This window comes from Sorangium sp. So ce375 (assembly GCF_051473855.1).
In the GTDB taxonomy this organism is placed as follows: Bacteria; Myxococcota_A; Polyangia; order Polyangiales; family Polyangiaceae; genus Sorangium.
In genome coordinates, this window is record NZ_CP150335.1 from 4,307,276 (window position 1) to 4,323,477 (window position 16,202).

13 protein-coding genes are annotated in these 16,202 nt (G+C 70.9%); 8 read left to right on the plus strand and 5 right to left on the minus strand.

The genetic code is table 11. The features are described from left to right. Positions 1–109 precede the first annotated feature (109 nt). Both WME90_RS16075 and WME90_RS16080 read left to right on the plus strand, forming a co-directional pair. A complete protein-coding gene (locus WME90_RS16075; protein ID WP_437282001.1) occupies positions 110–1,243 on the plus strand; it encodes a UTP--glucose-1-phosphate uridylyltransferase in 1,134 nt (377 codons plus the stop codon). A 140-nt stretch (positions 1,244–1,383) separates the two neighbouring features. Beyond that, the gene (locus WME90_RS16080; RefSeq protein WP_437282002.1) at positions 1,384–1,914 is read left to right on the plus strand and encodes a GNAT family N-acetyltransferase; all 531 of its coding nucleotides are present in this window, start codon (positions 1,384–1,386) and stop codon (positions 1,912–1,914) included. 16 nt (positions 1,915–1,930) lie between these two features. Here the strand turns inward: WME90_RS16080 and WME90_RS16085 are convergent, their stop codons facing one another. Further along, the gene (locus tag WME90_RS16085; protein WP_437282003.1) at positions 1,931–2,473 is read right to left on the minus strand and encodes a PadR family transcriptional regulator; all 543 of its coding nucleotides are present in this window, start codon (positions 2,471–2,473) and stop codon (positions 1,931–1,933) included. Between the two features lie 499 nt (positions 2,474–2,972). Between WME90_RS16085 and WME90_RS16090 the strand changes: the two genes are divergently transcribed. From WME90_RS16090 to WME90_RS16100, 3 genes are all read left to right on the plus strand, one after another. Beyond that, positions 2,973–3,755 carry a class I SAM-dependent methyltransferase gene (locus tag WME90_RS16090; protein WP_437282004.1) on the plus strand — a complete coding sequence of 261 codons (783 nt, stop codon included), beginning with the start codon at positions 2,973–2,975 and terminating at the stop codon, positions 3,753–3,755. 156 nt (positions 3,756–3,911) lie between these two features. After that, a complete protein-coding gene (gene rpsD, locus WME90_RS16095; RefSeq protein WP_437282005.1) occupies positions 3,912–4,523 on the plus strand; it encodes a 30S ribosomal protein S4 in 612 nt (203 codons plus the stop codon). 295 nt (positions 4,524–4,818) lie between these two features. Next, positions 4,819–7,545, plus strand: a complete 2,727-nt coding sequence (locus tag WME90_RS16100; protein ID WP_437282006.1) for a hypothetical protein — start codon at positions 4,819–4,821, stop codon at positions 7,543–7,545. Positions 7,546–7,836: 291 nt separating this feature from the next. On the opposite strand, the gene WME90_RS16105 is transcribed toward WME90_RS16100, so the two are convergent. Then, positions 7,837–8,265 (minus strand): VOC family protein, encoded by a 429-nt coding sequence (locus tag WME90_RS16105; protein ID WP_437282007.1) that lies wholly within the window; start codon positions 8,263–8,265, stop codon positions 7,837–7,839. A 103-nt stretch (positions 8,266–8,368) separates the two neighbouring features. Beyond that, positions 8,369–9,754: an aldehyde dehydrogenase family protein gene (locus WME90_RS16110; protein ID WP_437282008.1), complete on the minus strand. Its 1,386-nt coding sequence runs from the start codon at positions 9,752–9,754 to the stop codon at positions 8,369–8,371. 57 nt (positions 9,755–9,811) lie between these two features. Here WME90_RS16110 and WME90_RS16115 point away from each other — a divergent pair, with 57 nt between their 5' ends. Further along, the gene (locus WME90_RS16115) at positions 9,812–10,603 is read left to right on the plus strand and encodes a Stp1/IreP family PP2C-type Ser/Thr phosphatase (protein WP_437282009.1); all 792 of its coding nucleotides are present in this window, start codon (positions 9,812–9,814) and stop codon (positions 10,601–10,603) included. A gap of 107 nt (positions 10,604–10,710) precedes the next feature. Further along, positions 10,711–10,971 carry a hypothetical protein gene (locus tag WME90_RS16120; RefSeq protein ID WP_437282010.1) on the plus strand — a complete coding sequence of 87 codons (261 nt, stop codon included), beginning with the start codon at positions 10,711–10,713 and terminating at the stop codon, positions 10,969–10,971. Between the two features lie 102 nt (positions 10,972–11,073). On the opposite strand, the gene WME90_RS16125 is transcribed toward WME90_RS16120, so the two are convergent. Then, complete coding sequence (locus WME90_RS16125) at positions 11,074–12,150, minus strand: MJ1255/VC2487 family glycosyltransferase (protein ID WP_437282011.1); 1,077 nt, start codon at positions 12,148–12,150, stop codon at positions 11,074–11,076. Positions 12,151–12,255: 105 nt separating this feature from the next. Here WME90_RS16125 and WME90_RS16130 point away from each other — a divergent pair, with 105 nt between their 5' ends. Further along, positions 12,256–13,257: a hypothetical protein gene (locus WME90_RS16130; protein ID WP_437282012.1), complete on the plus strand. Its 1,002-nt coding sequence runs from the start codon at positions 12,256–12,258 to the stop codon at positions 13,255–13,257. 389 nt (positions 13,258–13,646) lie between these two features. On the opposite strand, the gene WME90_RS16135 is transcribed toward WME90_RS16130, so the two are convergent. Beyond that, a complete protein-coding gene (locus tag WME90_RS16135; RefSeq protein ID WP_437282013.1) occupies positions 13,647–16,178 on the minus strand; it encodes a hypothetical protein in 2,532 nt (843 codons plus the stop codon). Between the last annotated feature and the right edge of the window lie 24 nt (positions 16,179–16,202).

Genomic DNA, 16,202 nt, shown 5'->3' on the forward strand with positions numbered 1-16,202 from the left:
CCTTTTGCCCGGGGCTGGTGCGTGACCTCCTCCGTGACCGGCGTGCAGGCGTGACCGGCTGCACGATGCCATTGCTTTGAGCATCACATCGTGGTCTTTTGAGGACACCGTGTCTTCCCTCGCTCAGCAGATCGCCGCGCTCCCTGGCCCGCTCCTCGCTCGCCTCCTGGCTCGCGGGTTCGACCCCGACCGCGTCGCCCGGTGGGCCGCGTCCATCGGCAAGGACCGGGACGCCCGCAACCGCCTCCAGGGCACGGTCGAGCCGCCTGCGCCGGGTGATGTCGCCGAGCTGCCCGCCGAAGGCACGCCCGAGCACGCTCGCTGCCGCGAAGCCGGTCTGGCGGCGTTACGCCGAGGCGAGGTCGCCCTCTGCGTCCTCGCGGGCGGGATGGCCACCCGGATGGGCGGCGTGGTCAAGGCGCTCGTCGAGGTGCTGCCCGGTCGGACCTTCCTCGATCTGCGCCTCGCCGAGAGCGATCACCTCCGGCGCACGACCGGGGTGCCGGTGCCGCTGTGGCTGATGACCAGCGAGGCGACGAACGGGCCGATCCGCGAGGCGCTCGGCGCGCGCCTCGACGAGCCGGGTGATCTTTGCGCCACGTTCGAGCAGCACGTCTCGCTGCGCCTGACCCCGGAAGGCGGGCTGTTCCTGGACGAGGCGGGCGAGCCGAGCGTCTATGCCACCGGCCATGGCGATCTCCCGGACGCCCTCCGGGAGAGCGGCCTCCTCAGCCGCTTCATCGCCCGCGGCGGGAAGATCGTCTGGATCGCCAACCTCGACAACCTCGGCGCGACGGTCGACCCGGTCCTCCTGGGCTGGCACCTCGGGCACGGCGGACCCCTCTCCGTCGAGGTGGTCGACAAGGGCGGCGACAAGGGCGGCGGGCCGCTGCGATGGAACGGCAGACCGGTGATGGCAGAGGACTTCCGCCTGCCGGTCGACTTCGACCCGAAGGTCGTGCCCGTCTTCAACACCAACACCTTCATCGCGAGCGCCGAGGCGCTCAGCGCGCTCGCGATGGACTGGATCTACGTGGAGGTCGAGAAGAAGGTCGACGACCGCAAGGCGATCCAGTTCGAGCGCATCCTGAACGAGATCACCTTCGGGCTGCCGGCCCGGTTCGTGCGCGTGCCGCGGGACGGCATCGAGGCCCGGTTCCTGCCCGTCAAGGACGTCGACGAGCTGGAGCGGAGGAGGCCGGCGATCGAGGCGATCGCCCGTGCGCGCGGCTTCCTCGGCTGAGCCCAGGAGCACCGCGCGCGGCGCGCGGCTGGCGAGCGAGGGGGTCTAGCGGCACGGACCGGCGCATGGGCGATGAGGTATTGCGCGCCGCCGAGGAGCGCCCGAGGTTCGGCGCTGGCGGACGGACGGGAGGAGTGGAGATGGCAGAGTTGCAGACCGTCTCTCTGGATGCGGCGACGCCAGCGGATGCCGTGCTCCTGTCCAACCTTCTCGAGCTGTACATTCACGATCTCAGCGATGTGTTCCCTGCGATCGAGCTGGGGCAGGACGGGCGTTTCGGCTATCCCAAGCTCCCTCTCTACTGGTCGGAGCGGGAGCGGCGGTTCGCGTTCCTCATTCGATGCGGCGGGCGCGTCGCGGGGTTCGTCCTGGCGACGCGCGGTTCGCCGGCGGTAGAGGACCCGGACGTCCTCGATGTGGCCGAGTTCTTCGTCCTTCGCCGCTATCGCCGCTCTGGCGTCGGCCGGCAGGCGGCGTTCCTCCTATGGAAGGGTCTTCCGGGCAAGTGGACGGTGCGCGTGTCCGAGGGGAACCGGGGGGCTCTGGCGTTCTGGCGCGGCGTCGTCGCGGAGTTCACGAACGGCGCCGCGACAGAGCTCGAGCGTCCCGGCCAGCCGAACGCCTGGCGGGTGCTCTGCTTCGAGAGCGTGCCTGAGCGCGTCACACGCTGATTCATGACGGCGCGGCTCAGGGGCGCCGGCCGCCGCGCGTCTCCGGATCTTCGGCGAGCAGCTCCTCGATCTCGGCCGCCGCCTTGTCGAGCACCTTCACGGTGCGCGCGAGCACGGCCGGCGTGAGGCGCCCCCGGCGCATCGCGTGGCGCAGCATCTTCATGAGCGAGCCGATGCGCTTCATGACGTCGCCGAAATCCTCGGCGAAGCGCTCCCACGAGGTCTCGACGAAGCGCTCGTAGAACTCGTCGACGTACTCGCGGTTCGCCTTGAGATCCTCGCGCCCCGCGTCGGTGATCTCGTAGATCTTCCGCCCCTCGGCCTCGATGACGCGCGCGTGGCCGAGCTCCTCGAGCAGCTGCAGCGTCGGATAGATGACGCCGGGGCTCGGCCGGTAGCTGTCGCCGCTGCGCTGCTCGATCGCCTGGATGACCTCGTATCCATGGCGAGCTCGCTCGGCGAGCACGTCGAGGACGAGGTAGCGCACGCCGCCTCGATCGGCGCGGAGCGGCGGCCCTCCGAACCAGTCGCCCCACCAGCCCGGCGGGCCGCCGCCCATGCCGTGCCGACCCCTCCCGAATGGACCCCTCGGCCCTCGCGGACCCGCGCAGTGATGGTGTTCATGTCCCCAAAACATAGACAAAATCCCTCTCTGGCTCGGCGGTGGACCGCCACGGCGACGAGCACTCAGCTGCCGCGCGCTCGTGCGCAGACCACCCCGGCTTCCCGGCCCGGTAGCCCTGCGGCGGCCGGGTCGATATTCTAAAAGATATATCTAAACGATAGCTCGCGACTGTCGACCGTCAAGGGGGCGGGCGGATGAGCGCGAGCTGGGGGGCCTCGCGGGCCGCACCAGGCAGCGGCGGGGGAGGGCGCTGAGGGCAACCTGGGTGAGGTCGGCCCGGCTCAACCTGGGTGAGGTCGGCCCGGCTCAACCTGGGTGAGGTCGGCCCGGCTCAACCTGGGTGGGGTCGGCCCGGCCCGGCTCAACCTGGGTGAGGTCGCGCGCGCGGTTCGCCGCTTGACATAGGACGAACGTATCTGTAATGAAACTGAAAATGATTTTCAGTATCGACGCCGCTCCTTCGTTTGCTCGACGCGAGCTCGCGGGTGTCGCCGCGTGCGCGTACGCCTCCGACGCGTTTCCTGACCTCGGGCTCCACGACGAGGAAGCGCGCCAGCTCGCCCGCGTGCTCGACGTCGAGCGCGCGGGCTTCACGGAACAGGAGCTCCGTCCGCTCGCGACCCGTACGCGGCTGGTCGACGACGTCGTGGACGACTTCTTCCGCCGCCACCCGGAGGGGTTGGCCATCGGGCTCTTCTCCGGGCCGTGCACCCGATTCTCGCGCGTCGACAACGGGCTGCTCCACTGGATCGACATCGACGTTCCCCGCGTGGTCGCGTGGAAGTCCCGGCGCGCCCCGCAGACGCCGCGGTATGCGCTGGCCACCGCGTCCCCCGGCTGCGATCACTGGATCGATCAGCTCGCCGATGCGCAGGAGTGGCCCACGTTGATCCTCGGCCTCGGCCTCTTCTCCCAGCTCGGCCCCGAGCGGATCGCCGCCTTCCTGACCCAGGTTTCCCTGCGCCTCGCCAAGGGCGTGGAGCTCCTGCTCGACGCGAGCCCGCGCCTGGAGCTCCGTCCCGCTGCGGCGAGGGGCACGCGTCACGCGGAGCTCCACCGAGAGGGAGGGGTGGTGGAGACGTTCCCATGGCTGCGCATCCTCGACGACAACGACTATCCCGAGCCGCTCGGCGCCCGCATCCGGGCCACGAACGGGCTCGCGCGCCTCTTCCGCAGAGCGCAGTTCCCGATCCTCCGCCACCTCCGGCGCGTGTGAGCCGTCGATAGCAGCCTCGGTAACAGGCAATCGCAAGACCCATGAACAAGGACAGTGAAGCTCGATGAAACTCCAGGAATACGTTGACGCACCGGCGCTGGACGGCGCCGCGCTCCACCCTCGCGACGCGCGCGCGTCCCTGAAGAGAGCCCGGACATGAGCCGTTACACCGGACCTCGCGTCAAGGTGATGCGCGCGCTCGGGGTCGAGCTCCCCGGGCTTTCGGCCAAGAAGACCGAGCGGAGGCCTTACCCACCCGGGCAGCACGGCCAGGCCCGCAAGAAGCTCAGCGAGTACGCCCTGAGGCTCCGCGAGAAGCAGAAGGTCCGGCTCAACTACGGCCTCACAAATACGCAGCTGAAAACGCTCATGCTCGAGGCGCGAAGGAGCGACCTGGCCGCCGGGATGAAGCTCATCGAGCTGCTCGAGCGGCGGCTCGACAACGTCGTCTTCCGCGCGGGCTTCGCGCGCACCATCCCGGCCGCGCGGCAGCTGGTGGCGCACGGGCACGTGCTCGTCGACGGAAAGCGCGTCGATATCCCGTCCTACCGCGTCAGCACCGGAGAGACGGTGAGCCTGACGGAGAAGCGCCGTGACCACCGGACCGTCGTGGAGGGACTCGCGAGGACGGACATGGAAGCTCCCGCGTGGCTCGCGGTCGACAAGGACGCCCGGCAGGCGCGCGTGGCCACGCTCCCGGACGAGACGAGCATCCCGTTCCCCATCGCGGTTCAGCTCATCATCGAGTACTACTCCCAGCGGCTGTGACGAGGACCGCGGCTCGCCGCGCCGGCGAGCCGGCCTCCCCCGACCCGGCGAGGGCGCCCCGTTTCCCCGGATGCGTCCGTGAAGCGGGTCGCGCTCGCCGGACGCGGAATGTCCATGGCGTTCGTCACCATCGCCCTCTCTCCCTCGGTCAGCGCGCGCAGTCGCTCCGAGCCGGGTGCGTCCCGGGGTGACGCGCCCGTGAGCACGCGCCTTGCCGTGCGGGGGCGGAGCGTCCCCGCGCGCGCCCTCCGCGCCGCGCGGCGCCGGACGCGCTGCCCACGGGGCGAGGAACACCATGGCCAGCCTGAGCACGGAGAGCACACCCCGGGAGCGCCTGGATCGCGCGATAAGCATCCTCGGCCGGGTCCGGATGTACTGGCGCGGGGCGGCCGCGATGATGGCCGTCGGGCTCGCGATCTCCTTCGCCCTGGCGCTCGTCACGAAGCGGGTGTGGCGGAGCGAGGCCACCATCCTCTACCGCGACACCATCCAGACCGGCCGCGATTCGCAGAGCAGCACCGCGCGCGCGGCGCGCCTCGGGTCGAAGCTGAAGGACGCGCTCGCGGCGCGCGGGATGCTCGCCGGCGTCGTCGAGGCGTTCGGGCTCTACCCGGAGAAGTCCGCCCGCTCGATGGTCGAGGCCGTCGAGGAGATGAAGACCCACGTCGGCTTCCGCGCGCAGAGCAGCGATACGTACGTCATCTCCTTCACCCATGACGACCCGCACGTGGCGCAGCAGGTCGCCGCGCGGCTCACGCAGATCCTTCTCGACGACTACCGCCGCGACAGCCTCGGCACGGCGACGATGACCCGCGACTTCCTCCGGAAGGAGCTCGCCGAGGCCAGCTCCAAGGTCGACCAGGCGAGCCGCGCGCTGGCGACGTTCCTCGCCAGGAACCCGCAGTTCCAGTGGGGGCTCAACGACTCGCCGTACGCGCCGGCGCCCCAGCCGCTCGGCTCGCCCGGCGCCCCCGCGCCCGCGGCTGGAGCGCGCGCCCTGCCAGCGCTGCCGGCCCGCCCGGTCGACCCGCAGCTCGCGGCGCTCGAGCGGCAGCTCGCCCGGGTCGAGGCGCTGCTCGGGGCAGCGCGGTCGCCGGCGGCGGCGCCGGGGCAGCCGCTGCCCCAGAGCGTCGTCGAGGCGCAGCGGGCCCGCGCCGCCGCCGTCGCCGCGGTCGCGTCGGCCGAGGCGGCGCTCGCCGAGAAGCTCACGACCGTGACCCCGATCCACCCGGACGCCGTCGCCGCGAAGCGCCGCGTCGAGGCCGCCAAGAGCCAGCTCGCCGCGGCCGAGAGCGCGCTCGGGCTCGTCCGCGCGGGCGTCACCGAGGCGCCGACCGCCGAGGCGCGCGCGCTCACGCCGGCGCGGCGCGCGGCGCTCGCGGCGGAGCGGACCGCGCTCCTCCGGCAGATCGCTGGCCTGCGCGCGCGCGCCGGAGGCGACAGGGCGGGGGACGAGGCGCCGCGCGCGCCGGCGGAGAGCGCGGCCAGGGGCGAGGCGCCGCGCGCGCCGTGGGCCGCTGACGGGAGCGCCGAGGAGCGCGTGATAGAGCTCGAGACCGAGTGGCACCGGCTCCGCCTCGATCTGGAGCGGGCGCGCGAGTACCTGAAGTCGGTTCAGGCCAACGAGCGGGCCGCGGATCTGTCCGCGGACGCCGCCGAGAACAAGAGCGAGACCGAGCTCGACGTCCTCGACCCCGCCTACCTGCCGAGCCGCCCCGACCGTGGGCGGGGCCGTGTCTTCTTCGCCGGCGCGGCGGTGACGTTCTTCTTCGTGTTCGGGGTCGCCGGGGCCCGGGTGCTGCTCAACGACACGCTCTACGACGGCGGCGACATCCACGCGCTCGGCGGCCCCGCCCTGCTGGCGGCGATGCCGGAGCTCCCGGCGGGCCCGCCGCTCCGGGAGCGCGCCGTCGTACCCGCGTACTGCGCGGAGCCGCTCGATGGGCCCGGGTACGGGGCAGAGCCACCTGGCGCGGCCGGGTACGGCGCGGAGCCCCCCGGGGCGGCCGGGGGCGCGGAGCCGCCCGGCGCGGCGGGGTACGGCGCAGAGCCCCCCGGGGCGGCGGGGTACGGGGCGGAGCCACCGGGCGCGGCCGGGTACGGCGCAGAGCCCCCCGGCGCGTCGCCAGAGGGCGCTCCGGCCGGCTCCGCCGCGGAGGACGCGCCCCGGGACGGACTCGACCCCGGTGACGGCGAGGTGGTCGATCGGTCGTCGTGGAGCGCGCCCGAAGCGCCGCTCGCTCGCGTGGGTGTGCGCTCGGTCGCGCGCGCCAGCAGCCCCGCGTTCGATGGGCCCGAGGTGGAGATCATCGGCGCGGACCTCGACCCCGACGGGCACGGGGTGTTCGAGCTGCTCCGGGGCGCGCCCGCGCCCGCCCTCGCGGCGCTCCGGGTCCTCCGGCACCGGCTCGATCAGCGGCGGGCGGGCGAGCCGCTCGCTGTCGCGGTGGTGAGCCCCGGCCGGGCCGAGGGCAAGACCGCGCTCGCGGTCCGCCTCGCGATGACGCTCGCCGAGGCCGAGCGCGCGCGGGTCCTGCTCGTCGAAGGCCACCTCGCGTGCCCCCGCGTCGCGGCGACCCTCGGCCTGCGGCTCCCCGCGCACGCGAGCTTCTCGGAGCAGCTCCGCCGGCGGATGGCGGGCGAGACCCGTCCTCTCGGCGTCATCGCCGTCAGCCAGTCGCTCTCGGTGCTCGCGGAGCCGTCGCTCGAGGCGAGCTACCCCGCGGCGCTCCACTCGGTCCACTTCGAGGCCGCGATGCGCACGCTGCGGCGCTATCACGACTACGTCGTCATCGACGGCCCTCCGGTCCTTGGCTCGGGCGACGCCAACGTCATCGAGGACGCCTGCGACGGCATCGTCCTCGTCGCGCGCGCCTCGCTGACCCGGGCGTCGTCGCTCACGAGGGCCGCCGAGCAGCTCGGGGATCGCCGTATCTTCGGCGTGGTCCTGAACGACGTCGCGCCGAGGCCCGTCGCCAGGAAGCGGATCTGCGTCGATGAGCCAGCGGGGCAGTCCGTCTAGAGCGACGGTCTCCCGCTTCGGATACGGGCCCACCTCGACGTTTTCGGTGCTCAGCGCACCGGAGTGCGCTTCCGCGCCGAAAACGCCGATCTGGGCCCGTCTCCTGTGCGGGAGACCGTCGCTCTGCTTTGCATGGTGCAGAGGTGGGCGGAAACCGATGTAGAAGCGAGGAGGCGCCGAGAGGGAAGCAGGAAAAGAAGCGCGGGAGGATCAGCGGTGGTGCGCTGGCGCCCGTGCCGATTTCAATCGATTCTCTGTCGGCTCTTCAACGATCTCGCGACACCTTCGCGGTCAGAACGTGATCTTTATCGCGTCTGCCGACCTGTCGGCCCGACCGTGGTGGACGACCTCGATGTTGTTCCCATCCGGGTCGAGCACGAACGCCGCATAGTAGCCGGGATGGTACGGGCGCTTGCCCGGAGCGCCGTTGTCCTTGCCGCCCGCGGCGACCGCGGCGGCGTGGAACCGCTCGACCGTCGCGCGGTCGTTCGCCTGGAAAGCGAGGTGCGTCCGGCCGGTGGGGACGCCTGCCGCGGAAGGTGAGCCCACGCTCGAGATGAAGAGCTCGTCGGCCCAGAAGTAATCGTCGGCCTCGCCGCTTATCGGGATCCCGATCGCCTCGAAGACGGCCCGATAGAACCTCTTGCTCGCCGCAAGATCAGCCACGACGAGCTGAACGTGATCGATGAGGCGCCCGCGATAGATCTCTCGTATTTCCATCGCCTCGGGATACCGCACATCGCCCGCGGCGCAAGCCGCTCATTCGAGCTCAGCCGCTCGCGGCCACGCGCGGCGCCGCGCCGAGGGCCGCGCGCTCGATCCCTCAGCCGATCTTGAAGTTGATCGACTTCGGCCGCGTCAGGTGCAGGAACCCGAGCGTCGAGAGCGTCGCGCCCTTGCCGCTGTTCTTCGCGGCCGTCCAGGGGAGCGCCGGATCCAGGGTGTCGCACTGGTTCATGTAGACCGTGCCGACGTCGAGCTCGCGCGCGAGCCGCGCGGCGCGCTCGCGGTCACGCGTCCAGACGGACGCGGTGAGCCCGAGATCGCTGTCGTTCATCAGCGCGAGCGCCTCCTCGTCGGATGAGACCGGCACGATCGGCAGCACCGGCCCGAACGACTCGATGCGCATCACGTCGAGGTCGGGCGCCGTGTCCACGAGGAGCGTCGGCTCGAAGAAGCGCCCGCGGCCGTCGACCTGGGTCGCCCGACCGCCGCAGAGCGCCCGCGCCCCCCGAGAGAGCGCCTGTTTCACCTGCGCCTCCAGGAACGCCGGCGCCTGCGGCTGCGCCATCGGACCCAGGTTCGTCCGCTCGTCGGTCGGATCGCCGAGGACGTAACGCTTCATCAGCTCCAGCGCCGCCTCCACGAACTTCGGATACAGATCGCGGTGGACATACGCGCGCTCGACCGCGCAACAGCTCTGTCCGGCGTTGTAGCAGGCGCCGTCGACGATCCCGTCCACGGCCTTCTCGAGGTCCGCGTCGGCCGCGACGTAGGCGCCGTCCTTGCCGCCGAGCTCCAGGCCGGCGTCGACGGCGACCTTCTTCGATGTGGCCGCATAGATGCGGCGTCCGCCTTCGACGGAACCGGTGAACCCGACGAAGTTGACCCGAGGGTCCGACGCGATGCGCTCGGACGTGGGGTGGTCGCAGTGGAAGGCCTGGACGACGCCGGGCGGCGCGCCCGCCTCCGCGAACGCCGTCGCGAAGTGCTCTCCGCAGAGGGGCGAGCGCGGCGAGTGCTTGAGCAGCACCACATTGCCGGAGAGCACCGCGGGGATGACCACGTTCACGGCGGTGAGGAGCGGATAATTCCAGGCCGGGAGATTGAAGACCACGCCGAGCGGAGCGCGCACGATCCGCCGCTCGAGCCCAGGCAGCTCCGGCAGGATCACGTCGGCGAGCGCGCCCTCGGCGATCGAGACCATGTGCCGGGCTCGCTTGGCCATCCCCGCGATTTCGTTGCGGGATTGACGCAGGGGCTTGCCCATCATCCGGGTGATGTCGGCGGCGATCGACGGCGCGTTGGCCTCGATGTGCTCGACCGCGCGCAAGCAGAGGGCGGCGCGCTCGGCGATGGATGTGCGCGAGAAGCGCCGCGCGGCCGCGGCTGCGGTGTCGAGGAGCCGGTCCACGGCGGTCTCGTCTGCAAGAGGCCGGCGGACGGCTTCGTCGAGGGTATAGGGGTTGTCGATCACAAGGTCGGACATGGCGGGGAGATTAACCTAGTTCCCTGAGGGGCCAAGCGTCGTCTAGACTCGGGGCGAATGCGCGCCACCGCGGCAGGTCTATCGGACGTCGGCAGGGAGCGGGTCCACAACGAGGACCGATACATCCTCCTCCCCGAGTTCAACGTCTACGTCGTCGCGGATGGCATGGGCGGGCACGAGGCCGGCGAGGTCGCGAGCCGGATCGCCGCGAGCGCCATCGCCGGCTATTTCCGCGAGGGGAACGGCAAGCGACGCAAGGCGTCGACCGGCGACAGGCTGCGCGCCGCCGTGACGTACGCGAACGCCCGCATCTTCGCGCACGCCGACGACTCGCGGTTCTACCGCGGGATGGGGACCACGGTCGTCGCGGCGGCGTTCTCGCCGCGGGAGCGGAAGTTCTACGTCGCCCACGCCGGCGACAGCCGCTGCTACCTCCTCCGGAACGGCGAACTCTCGCAGCTGACCCGGGACCACTCGCTCATCGCGGACGCGCTCCTCGAGCGGCCCGACCTCACCGAGCGCGACCTCGCCTACCTGCCCCGCAACGTGATCACGCGGGCGCTCGGGATCGGCCCGAGCGTCGACGTCGACCTGCGCGCGGAGCGCGTCGAGGCGGGCGACGTGTTCCTCCTCTGCTCGGACGGTCTCCACGGGCTCGTCGACGACCGCGAGATCGCGCGCATCGTCGAGGACAACGCCGTGCTCGCCGACGCCTGCTGCAAGCTCATCGACTGCGCCAACGAGAACGGTGGCCGCGACAACATCACCGCCGTGCTCATCCGGATCGAGGAGACCGCATCGGCGTCGTGGAGCCAACGCCAGAGCGTCAAGAGCCGCAACGCGCGGTAGCATCTGGAGACGTGCGGAGGGGGCCGAGAGCACGCCGCGCCATCGCGTGAGCGGCGCCGCTGCGCCCCTGCCGCGTGCAGCTGGGCAGAAGACAAGCGAGGTCATGCATGCGAACCAGGTGGATCGGGATGGGGCTCTTCGTCGGCGCGCTGCTCGTGTGGGGCTGTAGCGGCGAGGCGGCGCTCGGCGAGGCGTGCGAGGAAGAGGGCGCGGAGGGCGAGTGCGAGGGCGGGTCGGTCTGCGGCAAGCCCGACGACAGCGCGGAGCTCCAGTGCCTGAAGACGTGCGTCGAGCAGTCGGACTGCCCCGCGGATCAGGAGTGCAACGGCGTCTCCAGCTCGGACCTCAAGGGCTGCAGGCCGAAGTAGGGGACGCCTCCCGCGGCGCGCGCTGGGCGAGCCGCGCTCAGCGCCAGCCGGCGTGCTCGGGGCAGGCCGCGGCGCTCGGCGCAGCGGTGCAGGCCGCTGCGCTCAGAGCACGCCGGCGTGGGCGCGATCGAGCAGGCCGTCCATCACCTCGAACAGCTGCCGGTTGCCGTCCTGGGAGTAGCCCGCGAGCTTCTCTTCACAGGCCGGGATGGCCTTCACGAAATCCGCGACGACGGCCGGGTCGTCCAGCGAATCGGCGCCGCGGCCGAACCCCTCGCGCTCGAGGTAGCGCGCGTTGAGCACCTGCTCGAACTGGCGGCCGAGGGGGACGGCGAGCATCGGCTTGCGCAGGTAGACCGCCTCGCCCATGAGCGTGAACCCCCCGCCGGCGATGACGGCGCGGCACGAGGCGAGGTCGTCGATGAAGCCCTCCTCGCTGAACGGGCGGTAGCGGAGGTTCCCCTCGACCTGCTCCTCCGTGATGTTCCGGCGCATCCCGTAGATGCGGCACTCGAGCCCGGTCTTCGCGAGCGTCTCCGAGAGCGCGTCGTTCCCCTCGGCGGTCTGGTAGACGAGCAGGTGCTCCCCGGGGCGGCGGTTCGCGGCGATGATCTCGGGGCGGAGGATCGGCGGCACGAGCGTCGTCTCCTGCTTGCGGACCGGCGGCCGGAAGAACGTGGCGATGACGTAGTGGTTGCAGAACGGCAGCTTGCTCTTCACGAACGCGCGTGTGAGCTGGAAACCGGCCTCGTGACCGGCGAGGATCTCCGGGTCGTGGGTGCACCGGTTGATGATCTGCATGTTGTCGACCGAGAGGATCGGCAGCCGGTGGAGCTTGGCGTAGAGGTACGTCCACGACTCGAAGTCGCTGACGGTGAGCTCGGGGCGAAAGTCCTTGATGAGCTCGAAGTACGCGGCGATGTTCTTCGGCGTGCCCGTCGCGCCGGAGAGCACGTTGGACCAGAGCGTCTTGCCGCGCCGTACCCGGTTCTCCTCGTAGATCATGTGGAGCCCGTGGATGCGGTTCACCCCAGCGAAGCGCTTCGACAGGAAGTCGGTCGCCCTGCCCGACGCCATGATCTCGAGCTCGTGTCCCTGCGCGAGCAGGTGTTCGATCACGACGCGCGAGCGCATGGCGTGCCCCATCCCTTCGCCGACGACGCCATAGAGGATCTTCATGACGCGCGAGTGTAGCGGGGGCCCTGTCGCATTCGGAAGGAAACGGCGCCGCTGCGGCGCGTGCGGCGGCCGGGCGCAGGCGGCGCCGCGGCGCGGGCGGCGGGCGTGACGTCGCGCCGCCGGATCTGGAGCGAGCTGTTGCCGCTCGACGTCGTGCGGGCGCCCGGGACGCTCGCGCTCCTGCGGCGGTATGCGCTGGAGCTCTCGATCGCGGTGCGGCCGGAGACGGCGGCGGGGCTGCCGGATCTCGTGGCGGCGTGCGCGGACGCGGGGGTGGCGGTCGCGGTGTGGCCGATGATCGCGGACGAGGACGGGCGCTGGGCGAGCGCCGGCAACGCGGCGGCGTTCGGCGCCTTCGTCGCGCGGCTGCTCGACGCGCTCGACGCGCGGCGCCTCGCCGCGGCGGAGATCGTGTTCGATCTCGAGCCGCCGATCGCGGCGGTGCGGCAGGCGCTCGCGGGGGGGCGCGGCGCGCTCGAGCTGCTCGGCGGCGCGGCCCCGGGAGCGCGGGAGACAGCGCACGGGCGGGGCGCGCGGTGGAATGACGCGCAGCGCACGTATTCCGAGCTGGCCGGTGCGCTGCACGCGCGTGGGGTCGCGACGTCGGCCGCGATCGTGCCGCTCGTCCTGGTCGACGGGCCGGCGCGCGGCTGGGAGCGGCTGCTCGGCACGCCCGTGTCGGCGCCGCCGTGGGGGCGCGTCAGCGCGATGCTGTATACGTCGTTGATAGCGGGGTATTCGCGCGGCGCGCTCGGTCGGGACGACGCGCTGGCGCTGCTCGCCTGGGGGTGTCGCGCCGCCGCCCGGCGGTTCGGTCCGAGGGCGGGCGTCTCGCTGGGCGCCGTGGGGAAAGGTGCGCTCGGCGACGAGCCCGTCTATCGCTCGGTCGCGGAGCTCCGGGAGGACGTGGCCGTCGCGGAGGCGGCCGGGGTGTCGGATCTGGCGCTGTTCGACCTTGGCGGGGTGCTGGCGCGGCCGCCGGCGGAGGCGTGGCTCGAGGCGTTCACGGCGCCGCCGGCCGAGGCGCGGTTGCCCCGAGAGACGTTGAGGGCGCGCGGCGTGGTCGCGGCAGCAGCGCTCGTGGGTCGGGCGGCGGGCTGGGTGTGAGGGGGCGGCGCGCTTCCTCGACGGCGAAGATCGGTTTGATCGCTCAAGCATGGAGCGCCTGCCCAGTGCTGGTCTGTGCCCGAAGTCTAGTGAACTGGAGGGAGATAGGCGCCTCCCCGAGCGCTGGGAGGCACCTGCCACCGCACGAATCCACGGACCAGCGCTCGCCCCGGCTCGATAGGAGTGGCCTAATCGGACAGGCGTGTCGGAGAGTGTCGCAGGTATCGTCGTGGCTTCTCAGGTTCGGATGCGGAGCGGCATGCCAGCGCGACCTCCTCCCGCGTGTCGGGATGGGGTGCGTGTGATTTACGCCGCTTCTTCGATGACGGTGAGCACTCGCCGAGTCGAGCATCGGCTATCGCCGTCAGCTCGTCCTGTGTAGATGTGCATTACCAGACATCGGAGAAGAGCTTGACCGTTGGCAGGTTGTCGCCCATCTCGGATGCGGCGCGGCCTACGTAGGCGCTGCTGAGTCCGAGGCCGAGCTGACCATAGATGTTGTGTCCCCAGCACTTGACGCTGCTGTCGTTGAGGAGTGCGCATGTGTGAGAACCGCCTGTGGCGAGGGCGAATGCAGTTTTACCTGTGCCGAGATTGACAGGCGGGAGGCTGTCGCCCATGTCGGATGCGGCGCGGCCTATGTAAGTGTTGTTGCGTCCGAGGCCGAGCTGGCCATAGATGTTGTGTCCCCAGCACTTGGCGCTGCTGTCGTTGAGGAGTGCGCACGTGTGAGAACCGCCTGTGGCGATGGTGACCGCAGTTTTCCCGGTGCCGAGATTGACAGGCGGGAGGCTGTCGCCCATCTCGGATGCGGCGCGGCCTACGTAGGTGCTGCTGAGTCCGAGGCCGAGCTGGCCATAGTTGTTGTATCCCCAGCACTTGACGCTGTTGTCGCTGAGGAGCGCGCATGTGTGAGAGCCGCCTGCGGCGATGGCGACTGCCGTTTTCCCGGTGCCGAGATTGACAGGCGGGAGGCTGTCGCCCATCTCGGATGCGGCGCGGCCTACGTAGGTGCTGGCGAGTCCGAGGCCGAGCTGGCCATAGTTGTTGTATCCCCAGCACTTGACGCTGCTGTCGTTGAGGAGCGCGCATGTGTGAGAGCCGCCTGCGGCGATGGCGACTGCAGTTTTTCCGGTGCCGAGATTGACAGGCGGGAGGCTGTCGCCCATGTCGGATGCGGAGCGGCCCATGTTAGTGTTGTTGCGTCCGAGGCCGAGCTGGCCATAGTTGTTGTATCCCCAGCACTTGACGCTGCTGTCGTTGAGGATTGCGCATGTGTGATAATCGCCTGCGGTGATGGTGACTGCCGTTTTCCCGGTGCCGAGATTGACAGGCGGGAGGCTGTCGCCCATGTCGGATGCGGCGCGGCCTACGTAGGCGTCGCTGCGTCCGAGGCCGAGCTGGCCAGAGTCGTTACTGCCCCAGCACTTGACGCTGCTGTCGCTGAGGCGTGCGCATGTGTGATTATTACCTGCGGCGATGACGACCGCGGCAGCGCCCACGCCGAGATTTACGATGGGGAGGTTGGCGCCCATCTCCGCTGTCTGATCGCCACGATTTCCGGTATCCCCGAGGCCGAGCTGGCCAGAGTCGTTACTCCCCCAGCATTTCAGCTTCCCGCGCCCGATGTCGGCACACGTATGGTAGGTACCAGTGGCCACTTGCACCGGTTGCTGTATCACGCACTCCGCGCATGTATCCGCGCTGCTCGTATTGTTGTCGTCGCACTCCTCGCCGTTCGATACATACCCGTCGCCGCACCGGCAGTCCGCCCCCTCCTCATTGACTTCGCCGTCGCAGTCCTCGTCCGTCTCACCGGCGTCGCAGGTCTCTGCCTCGGGCGTCCGTTCGCCGAGGCAGGCGCTCCAGGCCCGCCCGTCGGTGTTGCAGTTCCTCGTACCGCCCGCGCACTCCCCGACACCCGCCGTGCCCTGGGGGCCCGTGTAGCATTGCTCGGTGGCGCCAGGCTGGCACACGCACGCCTCGCCCTCTTCGTTGACCTTGCCATCGCAGTCCTCGTCCGTCTCCGCGGCGTCGCAGGTCTCTCTCTCGGGCGTCCGTTCGCCGAGGCAGGCGCCCCAGGCCCGCCCGTCGGTGTTGCAGCTCCTCATACCGCCTTTGCACACGCCGACGCCCTCCGTGCCCTTGGGGCCCGTGTAGCATTGCTCGATGGCGCCAGGCTGGCACACGCACGCCTCGCCCTCTTCGTTGACCTCGCGATCGCAGTCCTCGTCCGCCTCCGCGGCGTCGCAGGTCTCTCTCTCGGGCGTCCGTTCGCCGAGGCAGGCGCCCCAGGCCCGCCCGTCGGTGGTGCAGGTCCACGTACCGCCTTTGCACACGCCGACGCCTTCCGTGCCCTGGGGACCCGTGTAGCATCGCTCGATGGTTCCAGGTCGGCACACGCATGCCTCGCCCTCTTCGTTGACCTCGCCATCGCAGTCCTCATCGAACAGCGAGACGCATGTCTCGGCCTGGGGAAGCACCTCGCCTTCACATCCGCCGACTGGGTTGCCTGCCTCGTCGCAGCGCTGCAGCCCGTCCTTGCAGATGCCTTTGCCCTTTGTCGCCCGCGGGCCCGAGTAGCACGGCAGCTCGCCCTGCGACGTGTGCCTCGGCAGCGTGCCCTCGCACGTATCGAGCGTGCAGACGTTGCTGTCGTCGGGCGCATCGCTCTCTAGCGGGACGAGCTTCGTCTTCCCGGCGCCGTCACAGACGACCTGAGCGCAGTCGCCCTCGATTTGCTCGCGCAACGGCGTCCCGTCGATGGCATCGTCGAAGATGCAGCTTCCTTGCTCGCACGCCACTGCCGCGCGGCATTCCGGCTCCGCAACGCTGCAGTCATCCACCGTGGAGCAGGCCACCACCTCTTCGTCCCGCGGGATCCCCTCGCGGATGCCCGCAATCTGGTTGCAGCCCACCATGATGGCGAGCGCCGTGGCCGCCGC